The sequence below is a fragment of the Amphibacillus jilinensis Y1 genome (assembly GCF_000306965.1).
In the GTDB taxonomy this organism is placed as follows: Bacteria; Bacillota; Bacilli; order Bacillales; family Amphibacillaceae; genus Amphibacillus_C; species Amphibacillus_C jilinensis.
Genome location: NZ_AMWI01000057.1, coordinates 26,516 through 45,458 on the forward strand (window position 1 = coordinate 26,516; position 18,943 = coordinate 45,458).

The 18,943-nt window shown below is 36.7% G+C and carries 19 protein-coding genes; 1 reads left to right on the forward strand and 18 read right to left on the reverse strand.

Going from position 1 to position 18,943, the window contains the following annotated elements; translation table 11 throughout:
* Nucleotides 1-63: 63 nt before the first annotated feature.
* From B494_RS0100130 to B494_RS0100140, 3 genes are all read right to left on the reverse strand, one after another.
* Nucleotides 64-591 carry a hypothetical protein gene (locus tag B494_RS0100130; protein WP_017470324.1) on the reverse strand — a complete coding sequence of 176 codons (528 nt, stop codon included), beginning with the start codon at nucleotides 589-591 and terminating at the stop codon, nucleotides 64-66.
* Between the two features lie 233 nt (nucleotides 592-824).
* Entirely contained in the window at nucleotides 825-2,180 is a 1,356-nt protein-coding gene (locus tag B494_RS0100135; RefSeq protein ID WP_017470325.1) for a sensor histidine kinase, read from the reverse strand.
* Nucleotides 2,173-2,868, reverse strand: coding sequence for a response regulator transcription factor (locus B494_RS0100140; protein WP_017470326.1), 696 nt, complete (start codon nucleotides 2,866-2,868; stop codon nucleotides 2,173-2,175). Before B494_RS0100140 ends, B494_RS0100135 begins: the two co-directional genes overlap by 8 nt.
* A gap of 143 nt (nucleotides 2,869-3,011) precedes the next feature.
* On the opposite strand from B494_RS0100140, the gene B494_RS0100145 reads away from it, so the two are divergent.
* Nucleotides 3,012-3,230: a hypothetical protein gene (locus tag B494_RS0100145; RefSeq protein ID WP_017470327.1), complete on the forward strand. Its 219-nt coding sequence runs from the start codon at nucleotides 3,012-3,014 to the stop codon at nucleotides 3,228-3,230.
* A 108-nt stretch (nucleotides 3,231-3,338) separates the two neighbouring features.
* Here B494_RS0100145 and B494_RS20745 read toward each other — a convergent pair whose 3' ends face one another.
* The 15 genes from B494_RS20745 to B494_RS0100220 form a co-directional block, all read right to left on the reverse strand.
* The gene (locus B494_RS20745; RefSeq protein ID WP_144032143.1) at nucleotides 3,339-3,485 is read right to left on the reverse strand and encodes a transposase; all 147 of its coding nucleotides are present in this window, start codon (nucleotides 3,483-3,485) and stop codon (nucleotides 3,339-3,341) included.
* A 257-nt stretch (nucleotides 3,486-3,742) separates the two neighbouring features.
* Nucleotides 3,743-4,153 carry a S1 domain-containing RNA-binding protein gene (locus B494_RS0100150; RefSeq protein ID WP_017470328.1) on the reverse strand — a complete coding sequence of 137 codons (411 nt, stop codon included), beginning with the start codon at nucleotides 4,151-4,153 and terminating at the stop codon, nucleotides 3,743-3,745.
* Between the two features lie 76 nt (nucleotides 4,154-4,229).
* A complete protein-coding gene (locus B494_RS0100155) occupies nucleotides 4,230-4,610 on the reverse strand; it encodes an FtsB family cell division protein (RefSeq protein ID WP_017470329.1) in 381 nt (126 codons plus the stop codon).
* A gap of 48 nt (nucleotides 4,611-4,658) precedes the next feature.
* Entirely contained in the window at nucleotides 4,659-5,225 is a 567-nt protein-coding gene (gene yabQ, locus B494_RS0100160) for a spore cortex biosynthesis protein YabQ (protein WP_017470330.1), read from the reverse strand.
* Entirely contained in the window at nucleotides 5,222-5,524 is a 303-nt protein-coding gene (gene yabP / locus B494_RS0100165; protein WP_017470331.1) for a sporulation protein YabP, read from the reverse strand. The genes yabQ and yabP overlap by 4 nt, the downstream gene beginning before the upstream one ends.
* 68 nt (nucleotides 5,525-5,592) lie before the next feature.
* Entirely contained in the window at nucleotides 5,593-5,856 is a 264-nt protein-coding gene (locus B494_RS0100170) for an RNA-binding S4 domain-containing protein (protein ID WP_017470332.1), read from the reverse strand.
* On the reverse strand, nucleotides 5,846-7,312 hold the full coding sequence (yabN, locus tag B494_RS0100175; protein WP_017470333.1) for a bifunctional methyltransferase/pyrophosphohydrolase YabN: 1,467 nt from the start codon (nucleotides 7,310-7,312) through the stop codon (nucleotides 5,846-5,848). Before yabN ends, B494_RS0100170 begins: the two co-directional genes overlap by 11 nt.
* 5 nt (nucleotides 7,313-7,317) lie before the next feature.
* Complete coding sequence (locus tag B494_RS0100180; RefSeq protein ID WP_017470334.1) at nucleotides 7,318-8,886, reverse strand: putative polysaccharide biosynthesis protein; 1,569 nt, start codon at nucleotides 8,884-8,886, stop codon at nucleotides 7,318-7,320.
* A 466-nt stretch (nucleotides 8,887-9,352) separates the two neighbouring features.
* On the reverse strand, nucleotides 9,353-11,380 hold the full coding sequence (ptsG, locus tag B494_RS0100185; protein ID WP_017470335.1) for a glucose-specific PTS transporter subunit IIBC: 2,028 nt from the start codon (nucleotides 11,378-11,380) through the stop codon (nucleotides 9,353-9,355).
* 273 nt (nucleotides 11,381-11,653) lie between these two features.
* Nucleotides 11,654-12,496 (reverse strand): glucose PTS transporter transcription antiterminator GlcT, encoded by an 843-nt coding sequence (gene glcT, locus B494_RS0100190; RefSeq protein WP_017470336.1) that lies wholly within the window; start codon nucleotides 12,494-12,496, stop codon nucleotides 11,654-11,656.
* 227 nt (nucleotides 12,497-12,723) lie between these two features.
* Nucleotides 12,724-13,257, reverse strand: coding sequence for a stage V sporulation protein T (gene spoVT / locus B494_RS0100195; RefSeq protein ID WP_017470337.1), 534 nt, complete (start codon nucleotides 13,255-13,257; stop codon nucleotides 12,724-12,726).
* 262 nt (nucleotides 13,258-13,519) lie between these two features.
* Complete coding sequence (gene mfd, locus B494_RS0100200; RefSeq protein WP_017470338.1) at nucleotides 13,520-17,044, reverse strand: transcription-repair coupling factor; 3,525 nt, start codon at nucleotides 17,042-17,044, stop codon at nucleotides 13,520-13,522.
* A 104-nt stretch (nucleotides 17,045-17,148) separates the two neighbouring features.
* Nucleotides 17,149-17,379: an anti-sigma-F factor Fin gene (locus B494_RS0100205; protein WP_017470339.1), complete on the reverse strand. Its 231-nt coding sequence runs from the start codon at nucleotides 17,377-17,379 to the stop codon at nucleotides 17,149-17,151.
* 81 nt (nucleotides 17,380-17,460) lie between these two features.
* The gene (gene pth / locus B494_RS0100210) at nucleotides 17,461-18,018 is read right to left on the reverse strand and encodes an aminoacyl-tRNA hydrolase (RefSeq protein WP_017470340.1); all 558 of its coding nucleotides are present in this window, start codon (nucleotides 18,016-18,018) and stop codon (nucleotides 17,461-17,463) included.
* A gap of 191 nt (nucleotides 18,019-18,209) precedes the next feature.
* A complete protein-coding gene (locus B494_RS0100220; protein ID WP_017470342.1) occupies nucleotides 18,210-18,845 on the reverse strand; it encodes a 50S ribosomal protein L25/general stress protein Ctc in 636 nt (211 codons plus the stop codon).
* Nucleotides 18,846-18,943 lie beyond the last annotated feature (98 nt).

Consider the following 18,943-nt stretch of genomic DNA (forward strand, 5'->3'; position numbering starts at 1 on the left):
TAAATCATCTAAATTTCAAAAGCCACTCCACATAATTGTGGAGTGGCTTTTCTTTAAAGCAAATTACTCAACAGTAGCTTCGCCTTCAACAGTTCCATCTAAACTTGCAGAGGCTTGATAATCTTCATTTGCAAAGATTACATCACCAGTAACAGTTGCTGTTTCATGTAACAAGAAACCATCAGCTTCAACATAAACATCACCGTCTAATGTTCCACCTTGGAAATTCAAATTTTCACTTTGAACAACAAGTTGTGGCACCGTAATTGTCCATTGATCAACAATGTTCCTGTCATCATCTTGTGTGTAGGCAGCAATCTTACGGTATACATCTTCATTTTCATCATCACCATTGTGGAATGTTCCTGCTACAACTAAGTCTTCCTCAAGTGTCATATCACTAGTCGGAATAATGATCCAAGTTCCATTTTCATCAGCTGCGGCATGAAGACCTTCTTCATCTTCAGCAAATGACGCTGCTGATACTGCATCAGTTCCCTCTTCATCAGTTGTATCTGTCTCATCAGTACCCCCACAAGCTGCTAATAAACCAACTGTTAAGAGCATCGCTAATAACCATTTAAATTTCATTACCGTTCCCCCTATAATCGTGTAGTTTGTACATTCTTGTACAATCATTATCTTAACATATTTTTTAAACTTATTGTATATAAATGTTGTCGAAATCACGGATATGCCTTTTTAGTATAGCCACTTTTGACTATATCATTCCGATTGTAGATTGAGTCAGGTCTTCTCCTCTGTTAACCCAATAATAACCTTCAACAAACACATTACTTATAACATTGTATAGTTATGCTTTTTTACTGATTAATTGGGAAACATACAACAACACAAGTTCCTTTACCTACTTCACTTTGCACTATAATTTTTCCTTTATGGGCTTCAATAAGAGCTTTTGCAATCGCCAAACCAATTCCTAATCCACCGGAAGTACGCTCTCTTGATAGATCTCCTCGATAAAAACGTTCAAATAAATGGGGCAATTGTGATTTTTCAATACCAACACCTTGATCTTTCACCTTAAAACCAACGTATTGATCATTATGGAAAACACAAATATCTACTCGTTTCTTGGCTGGCGTATAATCGTAAGCGTTAATCACAATATTTGTAAGAATTTGAAGTGAACGGTCTAGATCTCCGCTAAATGTTGGATTATAAGGATCCGTATGACCATGAAGCCCAAGGCCTTTATTATAAAAACTAGCTTGAAATTGATGAATCAACCGCTTAAGAATATCGTTTGCTGATAACTTTTCCATTCTCAGTTGAATTTGCGGATTCTCCGCAACAATTAATTGCTCCAAATCATCAACGAGACGAACTAAACGCATAAGTTCTGCATGTGTTTTCGCTAAATGATCGTCACTTGGTTGCCAAACACCATCTTGATATGCTTCAATTTGACTGCGTAAAGTAGCAAGTGGTGTTCTTAGCTCATGTGCTAGATCTGCCGTATACCTTTTACGCAGATGATCTTCCTTTTCTAGTGTGTCTAGTAAATCATTAAATGCCTCTGCTAAAGGTTGAAGCTCTAGTTCAAAATTAGGTACAGATAATCGACTTTGTTTATTAGGACCTCTTATTTGTTTAACCATCTGGACAATTTCCTTTAACTTCACTGTTAAACGGCTGGAGATGAAGACACTAATTAAAATAGAGAGGACAGTTGTTAATAGAACCGCCCAAATAACTTGTTGTTGTAGATTTCTAATAAACTCATCATCTGCTCCAATTAAATCTGTTGAATAGTTAACGACTAATGTTCCCATCTCTTCATTTTCACTCGTTAACTGTACCCTGACTTCTTGATCCAAGTCTAGCTCTTGGCGATGCCTGTTCATCATCTGTTGCATATGGTTAGAATCAACTAATACCTCCCCGTTTTGATCTAAAACTTGAATAAATAAATCATTTGTCATTGAATCTTGATGCAACCATGACCTTACTTGATTCGAGTCAAGATTTCCAGTTTGTTGATAGTGTTCAACTAAAAAAGTTCTAAGTTCTTCAATTGTCTTATTACGGTTTGTGTCTACGTATTCTCCAAATTGGTGCTCAACCCGAAAAAAAATCAAAAATCCTGTTATGCCTATACCTATTAAAGCAATAAACATTAAAACAATGATTAGTCGTGAACGAATACTTTTAATCAAGCGTGTTCACCTCAAATTTATAACCCATCCCAAATACGGTATGAATATAACAAGGTTGTCGTGGATCCTCATTTAATTTCTTTCGCAAATTTTTAATATGCGTGTCAATATTACGTTGATAGCCTTCTAAATAGTGCTCATCACCTGGTAAAGCTTTTAATAGTTCAGTACGACTATAAACACGTCCAACGTGCTCTGCCATTTTAACAAGTAAGTAATACTCATTTGGAGTTAGTGATATCATTTTACCGTTTACTTGAACGGTTTTATTATTTAAGTCAATTAGTAAGTGACCGTTGTTAAATTGTAAAGCTTTTGTTAACGACGGTTCTTTACGCCTTAATAATGTCTTAATACGAACAACAACTTCTCTTGAACTAAAAGGCTTTTTAATGTAATCATCAGCGCCAATCATTAAGCCGTTAATAAGGTCATCTTCTTTCGTTTTTGCTGTTAACATAATAATTGGAATATCGCTTATTTCACGTGTTAATTGGCAAATATCCTCTCCAGATAAATCAGGTAACATGAGATCTAAGATCATTAAATCATAACTTGATTTTTTTATTTCTTTTAGAGCTTCAGCTCCAGTAGTCACTGCTGTCGGTTGCCAACCTTCTTTAATAAAATAAGCAGCCAATACTTCACCTAGAACGGCTTCATCATCTACAATTAAGATATTTGTCATCCAAATCACCTCGTTTTTTCTATCATATCATTTCTTTTATGACTAAAAATTAATCTTCACAAATTCCACATAAGTTCTTCACACCAATTACAAATTATCTTGTTATCTTTATATTAAGAACAATAAAAAGGAGTGAATTAAGCATGAAAAAAGTCTCAATTGCTTTGTTAGCTAGCTTTCTACTATTAGCCAGTAGTCAATTCATTTTTGCAGATCAAGAGGAGGAAAACAATTTGGATTGGCATCGTGAACGTATGTCATCTGTTCATCCTGAATGGTCTAACGAGGATATTGATGAGAGATTGGAAACTTGTCACGGTCGTGAACGTTCCTCAAATATTAATCAACGACCATCTAATTAACATACACAATAATAAGCGTGATCTGGACCTATAAGACCAGTGGCATCCGTCACTGGTCTTATTATTGTTCTAACAATCCCTATTAATCCCCTATCATAAAACGAACTCTCAAAATGTAAGATCATACGATAACGATCGTTCCAAATAACTTATGTAGCCATATGCGAAACGGCTCAAAGCGCTAATCTTTTTGTTGATGCCCTCAATTCGTCCATTGCTGTATGGATAGCTGAAGGCCGTGCCTGCGAAAAGCACATCACTGGATAACCAAACACATTTCTAAAATCGGAGAAATAGAAATGACGCTAGCGAAAAGACTACCCTCATTTCACAAACGCGGAAATTGAGAATTTTCTGCACCAACGTCAAATAGTATACAACTATATAAAAAAGCCAGTCACGTTCCCAACGTTTACCAGCTTTTTAAACTTAATCTGATTCTATATAAAAAATATCGGTTATAAATGCACGCATGTCACTATAATATCAATACCACTAAATGAGACAGCAAGTTAGCCTTTTTTAGCACCTCGACCTCCACGCTTTGATTCAGTGTGCTTACGTAATGAAGCTAGGCGATCTTCAGAATCCTTTAAAAAGCGATTCATTTTCGCTTCAAAATTCTCTGTACGATCTCGGTTTGGCTTCGGTTGACTAGTATTTGTCTTCCGGCGACCTTGATTCGGATTATCTTTCGCTTTCTTAATAGACAACCCTATTTTTCCATCGTTTTCTACATTAATGACCTTAACTGTGACTTCATCTCCAACAGATAAGTGCTCATTAATATCTTTCACATAATTATCAGCAACTTCACTAATATGAACGAGGCCTGTCTTTCCTTCAGGTAATTCAACAAACGCTCCAAAATTAGTTATTCCTGTTACCTTACCCTGCAACTTGCTGCCTACTTCGATTGACATAAAAAAAATGCTCCTCCTTAAGAATTAAAAAAAGATATACTTCTTCCTACATTATAGCTAAGCAACAAAAACAATGTCAATAAGCAGGCTCCTCTTCTGTTAGTTTAAAGACAATTTCTCCTTCATCTGTGAAGAAATAATTTGTTTTTGCTATACGAAGTACATAAGATTCATCTTCTAGTAAATTTATCTCTTCTAATAATGACTGTTCTTCTACTTTTAAAGTGCGTATTTCTTGTTCTAACTCTTCATATTGGGACTGCTTTTCAGCGTATAATGCCCTTTGATTTATATGGTAAGTAAATAGTGTAAAGAAGGTGAGCACAGTCACAATAGCAAATAGCGTCAAACGCCTACGTAAAAGACGCTTTCTCTTTCGCTGTCGTTCCACATGAGCATCATATTGATTCATATACGTAGAATTAATTCTAGTTACTTTATGTTGACGTCTACCCATCGCTTGACACCTCCTTTACGTATTATACCAGTTATCTTATTAAATAATTCAAGGCTTTCTTTTATTAATAATATTCTCTATTTTACTATAGATTCCTGCCATTGAAACTAAGTATTTTCTCACATTTTTCGGCAATAACCGATAAATGAGTCTTATTACCCAAACAATTGGTCTGACTAAAATAAAAAGTAATCTTTTACCAAACAAATAAATAAATCCTATGACCGCCATAGCGATTTGATAACAAATGATTAATGGTTTTAGAACCATAATGTAGATCATCTGTTTAATAATATAAATAAGTTGGCAAACGATCATGATCACACGTTCTAATAAAGATTGATAAAATGTGCGACAGCGGGAGCAGTAGATCCAAAAACCAAACATAATTGTAAAAATAAAATATAAGTGGACTTGTCCATTATTTATTTTCACAAGACAAAAAAATACGATTAACGCTTGGATAAGCCAAAATAACAACTGAAACAGGAAACTTAACATCATATTCCCATTAAATCTCCCTATTAAACGCTCATTTGTATCGAACATAGCTCCTAAATAAATGCCAATGATCATCATAGCAATGAATGATAAAAATTGGATATCAATACTCATTTGAATAGCTTTCCTAAAAAGCCTTTCGATTGATCATGCTGGTGATCATCTAAATAGGAGAAGTCCATTAACTTCCCTTTGATTTCCACCTTACCTTGCGTCACATCAAGCGTCTTAATTTGCAAATTTTCCCCTCTAATCATTAAATAGCCCAAGACGGTTTCTAATAAAAATTCTTCATTGTCAAAACTATCAACTTCTTTTACACCAGATATTTCAATCATTCGACGATTGCGAACTTTGACTTCATGCTCAGTAGCTTGCGTTGGGGCTGAGTAATGGTTCGTTTCTTGGATCATTTATATTCCCTCCTTTAATCACTAGTATGATATGTAAGGAGGGCGCTCGATAGAACTATTATTATTGACTATTCTTTGTTTATGGGTTCCTCTTTCACAATCGAATAAAGCGTTGAAGCTTCATCCTTTCTCACCACGTCTTTTGTGGAGTCAACTTTAATCGTTACATGTTTTTGGCCGAACTTAATGACCAATTCATCATCTACTGCTACATTTGACGATGCCTTTGCTGGATTACCATTAATCGTAATGCGCCCTTGATCTGCAACTTGCTTAGCTAATGTACGTCTTTTGATTAATCGGGAAATCTTTAGAAATTTATCAAGTCTCATCTGTCATCCTCCTCTTTGCTTCTTCCCATAAATGATCTAATTCTTCAATTGACATATTACCCCATTCACTTCCGGATGCTAGCACCTTGCGTTCTATATATTGAAAGCGCTTGGTGAATTTAATATTGGTTTGGCTTAACGCTAAATCACTATTAACTTTATAGTAACGCGCCAAGTTAATGATCGCAAAAATAAGATCTCCAAACTCTGCTTCTATCTCAACTAATTGCCCACTCTCGACCGCTTGCTTTACTTCCTCTATTTCCTCTAATATTTTAAGCCAGATGTCCTCAGGATTGTCCCAATCAAAACCTACTTTAGCTGCTTCTTTTTGGATAGCCTCAGCCTTTACTATAGTTGGTGCTGATTGCGGAATACGATCGAGAAGAGAATCGATCGTCTGGTCCGCTTTCTCTTCAGCTTTTATAGCTTGCCAATTGGCAATCACGGTCTCAGTGTCTTCTGCTTTTGCATCACCAAAAACATGAGGATGGCGACGAATCATTTTATCCGTAATCGAACGAATCACATCATCAACAGTGAAGTACCCGTGATCCTCCCCTATTTGACTATGTAACATAACTTGCAGGAGGATATCGCCTAGCTCTTCAATGATATGGTGATCATCCTCTTGATTAATGGCATCAATCAATTCATATACCTCTTCTATTAAATAACGGCGAAGACTTTCATGTGTTTGCTCCTTATCCCAAGGACAACCACTTGAACCACGTAAAACAGCTATAATTTCGCGAAGTCGATTGAATTGATGGTTTAGTACTTCTTTTTTAGCTGGTTGCACATAAACACTAGTGAGATTACTTAATTCTACACACTGATCTAGCCTGACTAGCGGGATCGTTTCAACTTCAGCTTTTGAACTCCCAACTGATTTAATAATCACTACCGGGTGATCGGTTTGCAAATCTTCCAGCAGAGTTAATTTTAATTCTGAAGCAATCATTTTGTCATAAACCTGACAGAAAATAAGATGTTGGGTATAGTTAATTTGACTACGCTCAAAACTCGTCGCATCTAAAAATTGAAACCCTTCAATTGGATCAATTTGTATAGCAGTAAATAAGGCATCTAAATAACTCTGACCACCAACAATATCAATGTTAACTTCGTCCTGTTCAAGTAATAATTGGACCGTTCGTTCGGCTAACATCGGATGACCAGGTACCGCATATAGAATATGTTTGTTGTGCTTCGCTTGTTTGAGCAATTGCTCGACAATCGCTACATATACATCTTCAAACTGCTCGTGTTGTTTGTAGATAGGGTCAAATGAGGTGAAGTTGACACCCTGCTTCGCTAATGATTCTAGCACAGGATGATCGTTTGTCCGCACAAACAAAGGAACCTCTGCATTAATTAATTTATGATAAAGTCCGATTGTCAGTTGATCGAGGTCTCCTGCGCCTAGTCCAACCACTTCAATTTTTATGCTCATCTTTCTCAGCCTTTCTTTAAAAATCGTTTTAACGGTAACACATCAAGCTCTTGATCAGTAAAAGCACCTTGCTTAGTTAAAGCCTTGAAATAAACAAATACGCCTAGTATTACAAATAGCAAAATATAAAGAAACTGTCCTGATCGTGGCAGTACACTGAATAAAGGATTAATCAATCGATTTAAACCGAACACGACAACGATCATCAATATTAACGATAGGCTAAAGCTTTTCCATGGAATATCAATAAGCTTTTGATGGGGGATAGCTTTTTTTAACTGAATGAGATTTAGCCCCAATACCACAACGGTTGCTATAACTGTTGCTAACGCTGCTCCCGAGATATCGATTACTGGTATAAATAATAAATTAAGCAACAATTTCACAACAACACCAACTAAAACAAATAAGGCTGTACGGAAAATATGATCTAACCCTTGTAAAATCGCCGCTGTTGAAATAGCTAACGATGCAAAAATAATCGTTAACATAAAAAGTTGCAAACTGAATGTACCCGTATTCTCTAAAAAAAGTACGCTGTTTATTTCTGGAAAAAGAACAATTAGTCCAGCTGTTGCAGCACTAGCAAGATATAAGGTGAAGCGCCATGTACTAGAAATATAACTCGAAAACCGCTCTTGATCCTTTGACAACCGAGCTTTTGTTACAGAGGGTATTAAAGCTAATGTTAATGATGAAGCAATAACAATACCTAACTGTGCAAGGGGTTGACCACGATCCAAAATACCCTTTAATGTTTGTGCTTCATGTAAAGAAATACCTGCATCAACTAATTGTGGTACAAGTGTAAGTGCATCAATAAATTGAAGCAGTAACAATAACATATGATTAACGGCCATCACTATTCCATAACCAATAATGGTCGAAAATACATGTCGTGCACTAGTGCTTATTTCCTTTTCAACCGGCTGTTTATCAGGATAACGTTTTTTATAAATTAATAATATAATCACAGCACCCATAGCACCACTTATCGATGCAAGTGCAGCCCCTGTTCCAACGTCGTAAAGAGAGCGGTTAAATTGAGTAATAAAAGCAGCCGCTCCAATGATCAAACTCACGCGAATGACTTGCTCAACAACTTGCGAAGCAGCTGTAGGAACCATATTATTTTCCCCTTGAAACTGCCCTCTTAAACTCGAGATAAATGGTGTAAGTAAAAAAACGCATCCACTCACTTTAATTGCATTCGTCAAACCTTGATCTCCCATCGCTTGAGCAATTATCGGAGCAAGGATATAAATGACAGCAAAAATCGTTAGAGAAAAAAAAGCAAGTTGAATGAAAATCAATCGTTTAAGCTTTTTTGGTAAATGGCCTGTATAATTTGTGACTAAGCGCGAAATTGCTGCCGGGAAACCATATAAAGCTAAAACAGTCGCCGTTCCAATAAACGGGTAGATTTGTTGGTAAACATAAAAGCCCACATCTCCGGTAATATTTTGCAAAGGAATACGATAACCTGCGCTTAATACTTTGCTAAGTAATCCAGCATAAGTTAGTAAAAAGGCACCTCGAAAAAGCTGGCGCCGTTCTATAAATTTTTCATCCATAATAAAAGAACCTTCCTAGCTTTACAATTGACTTCATTATAGCACACGATGATTTGAAAAACTTAGCTTATATTCACTTGCATCCCGAAAAGCCATTACCCAGCCTTTAAATAGCTAATATTTAACAAACTATTGGTAACGCTAAGATTACGATATAGAAACGAGGGAAATAACGGAACATCTTGTAGAAAAGCGCAAACCTTAGCCATGTATTCTATTGTTTTCTATAACACAAGTCAAGCCTGCGTATAAAACGCCCCTTCAACCATTGGGCCTTCTCATACTTCTCCTACTGGGTGATCGCTGATTGGATCAGGAGAATGGCTCCCGTCTAAATCGATTTGCTCTACCTTCTAGTTTGAGGCGGGCGTCTAACAGACAGTTATAACAACTTGTCTTAACAAAGAAAACCTTGTACACATATGTGCACAAGGTCAAATTTGATATACTGAATGGCTAACAATCACTATCTAAGTGCAACAAACTCGGCTTGATTCATTTCAATCTCACCTTGTTGTACTTCTACCGTTTTTCCTTCTTCCAAGTTTGTGAAAATAATTGGTGTTACGGTTGAAGTAGCGTGCTCACTAATGTAGTCTAAGTCAATTTCCATTAGTAAATCACCTTTTTTCACGGTTTGGCCTTCTTCAGCAACTTGAGTGAAACCATTACCTTCAAGTTTTACTGTATCAATACCTATATGAATCAGAATCTCTAAGCCATTATCTGCTTGAATGCCAATGGCATGTTTTGTCGGGAAAATATTGAGAATTTTACCGTCAACTGGCGAAACGACTTTACCTTCCGTTGGCTTGATTGCAAAACCGTCACCCATCATTTTTTGAGAAAAGACTTGGTCTGGCACTTCTTCAATAGACAATGCTTCACCAGTCATTGGACTTGTCATATCAATGGAATCAACAGAAACCGCTTCTTGTTTGATCTCTTCCCCTGATTTTTCTTGTTTACGAGGCGCCTTACCATCGATAATATCTTGCATTTGTCCACGGATCGTATCAGATACTGGTCCGTATATCGCCTGAATGTTATTACCAACTTCCATAACTCCTGAAGCACCCAATTTTTTTAGGCGGTTCTTATCAACATTTTTAACATCGGCCACACTCACACGAAGACGGGTAATACATGCATCAAGGTTGGTAATATTATCTTTGCCGCCCATCGCTTCCAAGATATTATATGGACGATCATCACTAGAACCCGTATTGTCGTCACCATCATCTTCTGCTTCATCTTCACGGCCAGGCGTTGCTAAGTTAAATTTCAGAATCGCCCAGCGGAAACCAAAGTAATAGATCACACTGAAGATGAGACCAATAATGATCACCCACCACCAAGCTGTTCGGTTAGGCATCACACCGAATAGAAGGAAATCAATTAAACCACCAGAGAATGTCATCCCGATTCTAACATTTAAAATATGCATCATCATAAATGATAATCCAGCGAAAATCGTATGGATACCGAATAAGAGCGGTGCCACAAATAAGAATGAAAATTCTAGTGGTTCGGTTATCCCTGTTAAAAAAGAAGTTAATGCTGCCGAAGCCATAATCCCTCCAACCAGTTTCTTTTTTTCTGGCCTAGCAGTATGATAAATCGCCAAGGCTGCAGCCGGAAGACCAAACATCATAAACGGGAATTTACCGGTCATAAAGCTACCTGCTGTAAAGTCAACGCCATCGCGTAATTGCTCGAAGAAAATTCTTTGATCACCACGGAAAATATCACCGGCCTCATTAACATACTCACCAAATTCAAACCAGAATGGTGAATAAAAAATATGATGTAAGCCAAACGGAATTAATGCACGTTCAATAATTCCGAATATGAACGTTGATATCGTTCGATTCGTATCAAGCATAAAATGAGATAGTGCATTGAGTCCATCTTGTGCAAATGGCCATACAAGAACCATGATCATCCCTAAAATCAAAGAACTAAACGCGGTAATAATAGGTACAAAGCGCTTCCCAGCAAAAAAGCCAAGAAATTGTGGTAATTCAATTTTAAAGAAACGATTATACATATAGGCTGCAAGTATACCTACAATAATACCTCCAAATACACCTGTTTGAAGTGTATCAATGCCCAATATTTGTGCATAAGCTGGATTATCTTCAGCCATTTCTGGTGTTACACCTGCAAACACACCCATGGTTACATTCATAATTAAGTAACCAATAATAGCTGCAAGTCCAGCCACACCATCACCCTTAGCTAAACCAATAGCCACACCAACTGCAAACAGTAATGGTAAATTATCAAACACAACGCCACCAGATTCCTCCATGACTTGAAGAATAGTTAATACAACCTCATTCTCAAACCATGGAAAGCGTTCAAGCCATTCATCTTGAGCAAAACTAGTACCAAAAGCAAGTAAAATACCTGCTGCTGGCAAAAGAGCTACCGGTAACATTAATGCTTTACCGACTTTTTGTAATGTACCAAAAAGATTTGATTTTCCCATCCTAATTCCTCCTTTATCAGTTATACATCAACTTAGTCTGCGTCATTAAACAAAAAATATAAGGGCTGATACAGTTCATCGATCACATGCCATTAAAAAAGTTCGCAATCGCCTGCCTTTAGCGAATGTGTTCACTTTTCTTATACAAGTATTTTTAAATTTTATACTTTCTAACGTACAAAAAAAGGCATGAGTAAGACAACTTTATGGTCAGTAGTAGCCTGCCTTTAAAGTTCTTCTTCACTCATGCCTGATCGAGTCAGTAACACGCAACTAAATGGTATTCGTCAATCGTTGTAAATGGATCGTTAAATATAACACTTCTGTTTCATCTACAGGACGATTTAACTGTTTTTGCATAACTTTAATTAACTTCCACGCTAGATTGTAGCATAGCGGGTAAGTTATTTTCAATACATTTTCTAAATTATTTTGTTGGCCAAGTTTTTCACCTTGGTACACACGATCGATAGCGCGATGAAGGTGTTGAATTAAACGATTGAAATTCACATCACCTTTAGTTAACTTAATGTCTAATCCATCTTCAATAACTTCGATCATTTGTGAAATAAGTTTATGATGCTTATTTAAATCTCTAAGCTTCTTATCAGTGATTGCACTATGAATGTGTAAAGCAATAAAACCTACTTCACCATCAGGCAATGTGATGTCTAGATGTTTTTTTATTTTCTCTACAATTTCATGGGCAACTTGATACTCTTTTGCATAAAGCGACTCGATTTCAAAAAGAAAAGGGTTACTAAATTGAATCGATTGATCCGCTCTTCTAATAGCAAACGTTAAGTGATCAGTTAATGCGATATGAATATGTTCATTTAACGGACGATCCATACGCTCTTCAATATAAAAAATAATATCATTTAAAAATTGCATAAGATCATGGTCAACGTGTTTTATTAAATACATATATTGTTCCATTTCTTGCTCATCTGTAAGTAAAAATGTCTTTTCTGCTTGGTCAGATGGAACGGGGTCACCTTTGGAGCGATTAAAACCAATTCCCTTACCAATCAAAACAACCTCTTTATAAAGGGGGTGTTTGGCAATAACAACATTATTATTAAGAGCTTTCTCAACAATAACCTCTTGTTCCATAGGTTTCCTCCAGTTTTTCGACATTGTGTTACGTATACTATCGTAGCGATAAATGATCATCTTGACAAGTAAAAAAACTTTAATTTATTCCATATTTAATACAATCTAACGATTACCAACACGAAAAACTAAGACGATTCGTTATAGCTAGTCACGAATGCCTTAGTTTTCTAAAGTAAATATATGCTTGCCTACATTAGATCCAGCAGTCTGATCGGTTCAGTCCCTTATTGCATCTGTCTTCCTAAAAAGTTTGCTGCAATCTCAACCGTCGTCGTATCTTGTTCAGTTACTTTATCTTCTTTTGAGTATATAATGACAGCACCTACAGGATCACCATTAGCAATGATCGGTTGTATGACATAAGAAGCATTAATGACAGGTTGATCCTTAACTAATTCCAGAGCAACATGCGATTCTTTAATTAATGGCTTACGCTCATTCATCACACGTTCAACTAATTCAGCAATATTCTTACTTATATAATCTTTCTTACTTTCTCCTGCCACAGCAATGAACATATCACGATCACAGATGAGTATCGATTTGTTTAACGTATCAAAAAGTGCTTCAGTATATTCTTGCGCGAAATTACCTAATTCCTGAATAGGGGAATATTTCTTGAGAATAACTTCCCCTTCGCGATCAACAAAAATTTCTAGAGGATCACCTTCTCTAATTCTTAACGTACGTCTAATTTCTTTCGGGATAACAACGCGTCCCAAATCATCAATTCTTCTAACAATACCTGTTGCTTTCATGTGTTGAATCCTCTCTTTCTATACTAAATTATTCATTCGCCTTTTTAAAAAAACGAACCGCGGTCTTACTTCACTTTAATAAAGCTCTGACTTATTTATCGACCTATACAGCTAGACTATTAATCGTATAAAACGAACCCTCAATCAGTGGGCGCTTTCGTTCTTCTCCCACTGTTTAGATCAGGACATTAGCTTCCGGTATCTGTGATAAATAAGTGATTGTGCATTTAGTATGGTTATCCAAATCAGGAACTATACATCCTTACTGTTTTAAATTTTCCAACGCCTCTAAAAATGAACTAACGAACTGGTATCGATCCGGGTATGTTCGTTTTTCAAAATGAAAAGTTATCGTTAGTTTGTTCTGATCCGTGCCTAACAAAATCATCCTTCCAAAATCATTGGCATAGGTAAATAACGTTTCACCATCAATACGTTGGCTGGCTTCTTCATCGAGGCTAATGACGATTTTTTGCTTTAACTCCTTCATCGTTGTAACACGTTGGGATTTCGCAATAATACGAAGTCGGGCAACTTGAATGAGATTTTCCACCTCTACAGGGAAGTCACCAAAACGGTCAATTAGCTCATCTTTTATATCTGCTAATGTATCAAAGTCTTCGGCTGATTGGAACCTTTTGTACATATTTATTTTCTGCTTACCATCTTGGATATAGTGATCGGGAATGTAAGCGTCTAAGATTAACTGAAGTTCTGGATCAGGTGTTTTTTTCTCAAGATGAGGACCATCACTTTTTCTTCGTTCAATTGCTTCTTTTAACATCTCTGAATAAAGATCAAACCCAACAGAATCAATAAAGCCGTGCTGTTGTGCGCCAAGGATATTACCCGCTCCTCGAATCGATAAGTCACGCATCGCAATTTTAAATCCAGATCCAAGTTCGGTAAACTCCTTAATTGCTTGTAATCGTTTTTCAGCAACCTCTGTCAATACTTTGTCTTTTTGATAAGTAAAATACGCATATGCAATGCGATTGCTCCGACCCACTCGACCACGTAATTGATAAAGTTGACTTAGCCCCATTCGATCTGCATGATCAACGATCAACGTATTAACGTTAGGAATATCCACACCTGTTTCAATTATCGTTGTACTAACCAAGACATCATATTCACCTGCTAGAAAAGCAAGCATCACATTTTCCAGCTCTGCTTCATTCATTTGCCCATGTGCAACGGCCACTTTCACATCTTCTACCAGCATTTGAATTTCTTGCGCTTTTTGTTCAATGCTTTCTACCCGATTATAGAGAAAAAAGACTTGTCCTCCACGCCCCATCTCTCTCTCAATCGCTTCCCTTAAAAACATCGGGTTAAACTCTAATACATAAGTTTGAATAGGAAAACGATTAGCTGGAGGTGTCTCAATAACAGATAAGTCCCGCACACCAAGCATCGACATGTGAAGCGTTCGGGGTATCGGTGTTGCGGTTAATGTTAAAACATCAACATTTGTTTTTAACTGTTTAATCTTCTCTTTATGCTTTACACCAAAACGCTGTTCTTCATCAACTACTAATAACCCCAAATCTTTATACTCAACATCTTTAGATAGCAAACGATGTGTACCAATAACAAGATCAACGACGCCTTCTTTCAATCCTTTTAACGTCTCTGTTTGTTGCTTACGCGATCGAAACCGACTTAACAATCCAATCTCAATAGGATAGTCTTGAAATCTTTCTAAAACGGTCTCATAATGCTGCTGAGCTAAAATAGTAGTGGGTACCAAAATAGCGACTTGCTTCCCTTCAACAATGGCTTTAAAAGCGGCTCGAATGGCTACCTCAGTCTTCCCATACCCCACATCACCACAAAGTAGTCGATCCATTGGTCGAGACTTTTGCATATCTTGCTTAATTTCTTCAATACAACGTAATTGATCTTCTGTTTCTTGATAAGGAAAAGCGGCTTCAAACTCCTGTTGTAAAACCGTATCTTTTCCAAAAGCATAACCTTTAGTCGCTTCACGTTCTGCATACAATTTAATTAACTCATCTGCAATATCTTCAACTTTGGACTGTACTTTTTGTTTTACCTTCTTCCATTCCGTTCCACCCAATTTATAAAGCTTAGGCTCTTTGCTCTCAGAACCTACATACTTCTGCACCAAGTCAATTTGATCAATTGGCACAAATAACTTGTCATCTCCATTATATTTTAACAGCATAAAGTCCTTATGGATTCCCTGTACTTCTAATGTCTCAATTCCGACAAAACGACCAATCCCATGATTGACATGAACAACATAATCGCCTACCTTTAACTCCTGATAGCTCTTAATTCGCTCTGCATTCGATATTTTTTGCTTCTTGGGCTTACGTCGTGTAGATGTCGCTTTAAATAATTCTTGATCGGTTAAGACAGCTAGCTTATGCAGCGGCAACTCAAACCCCGTTGATAGTGTCCCTACCATAACTGCAGGTTGTTTTAAAGGCAAGCGCGTGGTTTCATCCGCCATGCCAATTTCAATTTGGTAGTCAGCTAAAATCGATTGAATCTTTTCAGCCCTAGTCGGTGTTGGCGCAATAAAGACAACAGAATAATCGGCTTTTTTCCACCTCTTCATTTCATTCTGTAACAAGTGCATTTGTCCATGAAACTGTTGCATGGCACGACTTGAAACATTGACGATATTTTGTGGCGCTGTGTTAGCAACATGCCTCAAAAAAACAGATAAATATACTTTTTGCTGCTCCATACTTTCCCAGATATGATTCCAGTCAAAAGAGATCGGTAAATCAACGACCATCTTATGCTCTGTAATCATTGTTTCAAGCCATTCCGCTTCTTCTTTGTCCAAATGCTGTGCCGTTTCTTGTATCCGACCAATCTCATCAAGGTATAAATAACCTACTTCGCCTAAATAATCTAGTAAACTAGCAGGCGTCTCATAGAAATACTGACTATATTTATACATATCTTGAAATTTTGTATTCGCTCTTAACTGCTCTAAATCATAACGCAAATGCTGATGAATCTGTTCTTTCACTTTTGGGTCTTTTACTTTTTTCAATGAATAGGCTAGCCCTTGTTCCAACCGATCTGCTACTCTACTCATATCTTGATCGGTTAAAAGAGCTTCGGTAACTGGACGCACCGATATGTTATTTAACTTGTCTAAAGATCGTTGTGTTGATGAATCAAAATAACGAATAGAATCGACTTCATCATCAAACAATTCTATCCGAAGTGGATGATCTTCTGTTATAGGATACATATCAATAATACCTCCCCGCATACTAAACTCTCCGGGGTTTGATACCATTTCAACACGTTCATATCCCATTTGTATTAACATATCTAAGTGCTCTTGTATCGTTATTACTTTACCTACTTGAAAGTGAAGTCGAAATCGTTTCCAATAATCGACTGGAGGTAAAATGCGTTTTAATGCTGCTACGGGAGCTATTAAAATACCATTGTCCTGCTCCAACCATAAAGATAAGGCAGAAATACGTTGACTACGCAACTCTGGACTGGATACTGCCATCTCTGCGACCATTAATTCGTTAACTGGATAAAGATGCACATGATCTGGATCTATGAGTTCAAGTAAATCTTCATATAATTGTTGTGCTTGTGTTAATTGATTAGTTATAATCAATGCCCGACGCTTTACACTATGATGGATGCTAGACACCCATACACTTCGAGATGATCCTGATAACCCTGTTACAAGCTGTTCATTCAAATTTGATGCTAAGCCTGTGACAACGGATTGGATATCATCATGCTCGAGTAAATACTTATCAATGCCTTTCATGTTTTTCCTCCTAATCATCAAATCTCCATTACTACACATCTATACGTACAAAAATGCTTTGGTTTAAACAACCAAAGCTTTTTATACTTAAAAAGAACCTATTGTTAATGAATAAAATAATCAAACTCATGATAGACTGGATATTTATAAAGCGCCGCTTCACAACTTTCACATATAACAAAAACATCAACATTCCCTGTATGATTATACTTGATCATACTTTTTTTCTGTTCAGGCGCCAAATGGTTAAAACCTAATTTTTCTAAATTTAATCGTTCATGATTAAGTTCTGCAATTGTTGATTGGCAATGTTTACAGCGGTAATGAATACGCACTTTATTTCCCTCCTAGGACAACACTTATTATAGTGTCTCCGATTTGAGGAAGGTTATACATCTATTAAAATGATATGTACATTAATTATATTCATTCATAACTTCAATAAACGGTTTATTTAGCCAAGATTCACAAGCACTGACTGATTTATCAATACTATCAACCAAAGCAGGTATTTCAGATTTTGAGAACTTGCCTAACACATGATCGGTGACTGTCACATCATGCTCAGGGCGATCAATACCAATGCGAATGCGATTAAATTGTTTCGTCCCTAAATGCTCGATAATGGAGCGCATGCCATTATGACCTCCGTGACCACCCGTTTGCCTTAACCGAATCTTTCCAACAGGTAAATCAAGGTCATCATAGATAACAAGCAGATTTTCTGGTGGAATCTGATAAAAGTCAATAAGTGGCTTCACACTTTCCCCTGATAAGTTCATATAGGTTTGTGGCAGTAAGATGACAAGTTTATCATTGTTAATTGTCTCTACTGTATAATGCCCATTAAATTTATTTTTTTGTAATTCCCAACCATGTTGTTCACACCAGCGATTAATCACCATAAAACCTACATTGTGTCGTGTTTTATTATACTTTCGACCAGGATTACCTAATCCAACAATACATTTCATCGTTTATTCATCTACCTTTAAATTCATATATGCCTTTTATTGTACTTTGTTTTTCTTTAAAAATAAAGTGATACTGATCCTTACTACATGAAGTGCTAACTTCTTCATCAGCATGGTTCACGGAATTAGCAGGTGTGAGGAGATAATGAAAAAGCTTGGACGCAGATGTGGTCCAAGCTTTTAGTGCCACTTTATTCTTCTTCAGTATTGTCACCTTTTTGATCAACAAGCTCAGGTTCAATATCCGCATCTGGATCTGATGGCTCTAAATCTTCTGTCGTATCAGGTGCTGTTACGGTAACAATCGTTGTATTTTCGTCTTCTAGAACTTCATAATTTTTGCCGTCTTTTAGGTCTGAGACCATCACCGAGTCACCAACATTTAATCCTGATACATCAATTAATATCTCTTCTGGAATATCAGCCGGTTTTGCTCGGACCAACAATTCATACATCGGTTGTTGTAATACACCGCCTTCTTTAGAACCTATTGCTTCACCCTCTAAATGGACAGGTACTGAAACATCCATTTCTTGAGACATATTAACAACATAAAAGTCAGCATGTAATAATTGATCTTTAAGTGGATCTACTTGATAATCATGAAGCATAACATCTACACTATCACCATCAACATCAAGGGAAATGATGGCATTTCGCCCTTCATCACGAACCGTTTTTAGTAAGTCAATACTATTTACCGAAACCGTTCTTGGCTGTTTATTGTGACCATAAACAACGGCCGGAATGAACCCTCCATCCCTTAATTGATGGGTGTTTGATTTTGATAAATCTTCTCTTAGATTTGCCTTTAGTTTAACTGCCATAACGCTCAACCTCCAATAATTTTCGTTCATAAAGTTTACCATTTTCAGCTAACTAACGCATAGAAAAAGCTTTATTTACCTAACGTCATCATCTTGCT